This is a genomic window from Mesorhizobium sp. M7A.F.Ca.CA.002.09.1.1 (genome assembly GCF_003998555.1).
Classification (GTDB): Bacteria; Pseudomonadota; Alphaproteobacteria; order Rhizobiales; family Rhizobiaceae; genus Mesorhizobium; species Mesorhizobium ciceri.
The window spans coordinates 1-1,702 of record NZ_RZRR01001052.1 but is presented as its reverse complement, the minus strand read 5'-3'; the positions used below and the strand labels follow the sequence as shown (position 1 = coordinate 1,702).

The following is a 1,702-nucleotide window of genomic DNA, read 5'->3' as shown; positions in this document are numbered from 1 at the left end:
CGATAATGGCGCTGGTCGTCGGCGCGATGACCGGCGGCGAGCCGACATGGCTCGCCGGACTTGTCTTCGGCTTCGTGCTCTGGCTGGGTTTCGTCGCCACGACGCTCTCGGTCAACCATCGCTACGAGAATTTCGGCTGGGACCTGACCCTCATCGACGGCGGCCACTGGCTCGGCGTGCTACTGATCATCGGCGCCGTCATCGGCTGGTTCGGCGCGGTGGCAAGCTGAGTCAAGAAGGGAGTAGGGCAGTAAGGCAGTAGGGGAATAGGGGAGCAGACGGCACCGACGCCTATCCCTACTGCCCTACTGCCCTACTGCCCTACTGCCCTACTGCCCTACTGCCCTACTGCCCTACTGCCCTTTATCCGTGGTCCGCGTCTTGGCGACTTCCTCTAGCATCCATTCGCGAAAGGCGACGATGCGCGGATCGTCGGCGGTATTCTCGGGATAGACCAGGAAATAGGCGAACTCGGGCGCCACGCGCAGGCCGAGTTCGAAAGGCTGCACCAGCCTGCCCTGGGAAAGGTCGTTCGCCACCATGGCGAAATCGGCGAGCGCAACGGCATTGCCGTCGAGCGCTGCCTGGACGGCATCCGTGGAATTTCCGAACACGACTGTCCGGCTGTCGTCGAAATCATTGATGCCGGCCGCCGCCATCCACATCCGCCAGTTCGGCCACGTCACGCCTTGCCGCGACCATTCGATATGCGCAAGCGTATGGTTGAAAAGATCGCGCGGCTCGCGCAGCGGCGGACCGGACGTCAAAAGGCTCGGGCTGCATACCGGAATGAGGATGTTGTCGAACAGCCGGTGGGTGCGAAGGCCCGGATATTTGCCAGCGCCAAAACGGATGCCGACATCGATGTCGTCAAGTTCGAAATCCCGCACTTCATAGGCAATGTCGAATCGCAACTCGATATCGGGGTGACGCTTGCGAAAATCGTCGACGCGTCGCATCAGCCATTTTGACGCGAACTGCGCGTCGAGCGTTACCTTCAAAAGAGCGGTGCCGCGCGTCAGCTTTTGCGCCCGCGAAACAGCCCGGCCAAGCAGGTCGAGCGCGTCCGCCGAGGCGTCGAACAGCACCGTTCCCGCCTCGGTGAGCCGGATGGTGCGGCTGGTGCGCGTGAACAGCACCAGCCCGAGCTGATCCTCGATTTCCTTGATCTGATGGCTGACGGCGGCCGGTGTCAGCCCAAGCTCGTCGGCGGCACGGGTGAAATTGAGGTGCCGGGCCGCCGCCTCCAGCGTCCTCAAGGCACGAGTCCCAGGCAGAAGACGAGCCATCCTATCCTCAAAGAAAACTTGATGATCGAGAGAAAACTACTCGTTTCCTACAGAGATTTCAATCTGGCATGATCTGTCCATCGAAACATCATCAAGCCGGATTTGATATTCGGGGAGAACGGAGCACACCATGTCCATCATCGTTTTGAATTCGTCCGCACATCGTCCGAACTGGCTGGCCGAAACCCTCGACTGGTTGCGTCACGCCCGGGTCGCGATACGCCTCCCCCGCCGCGATACTGCCTACCAGAACGTCGAGGATCTCTCCGACCGCCAACTGCGCGATATCGGCGGCGCGCGCCGTGATGTCGCTCGCGCAATGGACAAGGAGCTTGGCCGGCTGGGCCTGCTCGACATCGGCTGGCAGAGACCTGGCCGTAGGGGAATAGGGGAGTAGGGGAGTAGGGGAATAG

General features: G+C 61.5%; 3 protein-coding genes. 2 read left to right on the top strand and 1 reads right to left on the bottom strand.

Annotation, left to right across the window (positions count from 1 at the left end):
- A partial coding sequence (locus tag EN994_RS30105) for a DUF1761 domain-containing protein (protein ID WP_164746359.1) occupies positions 1-230 on the top strand: 230 nt, incomplete at its 5' end.
- A gap of 123 nt (positions 231-353) precedes the next feature.
- Here the strand turns inward: EN994_RS30105 and gcvA are convergent.
- Positions 354-1,289: a transcriptional regulator GcvA gene (gcvA, locus tag EN994_RS30100; RefSeq protein WP_013528901.1), complete on the bottom strand. Its 936-nt coding sequence runs from the start codon at positions 1,287-1,289 to the stop codon at positions 354-356.
- 130 nt (positions 1,290-1,419) lie between these two features.
- On the opposite strand from gcvA, the gene EN994_RS30095 reads away from it, so the two are divergent.
- Complete coding sequence (locus EN994_RS30095; RefSeq protein WP_013528900.1) at positions 1,420-1,686, top strand: hypothetical protein; 267 nt, start codon at positions 1,420-1,422, stop codon at positions 1,684-1,686.
- Positions 1,687-1,702 lie beyond the last annotated feature (16 nt).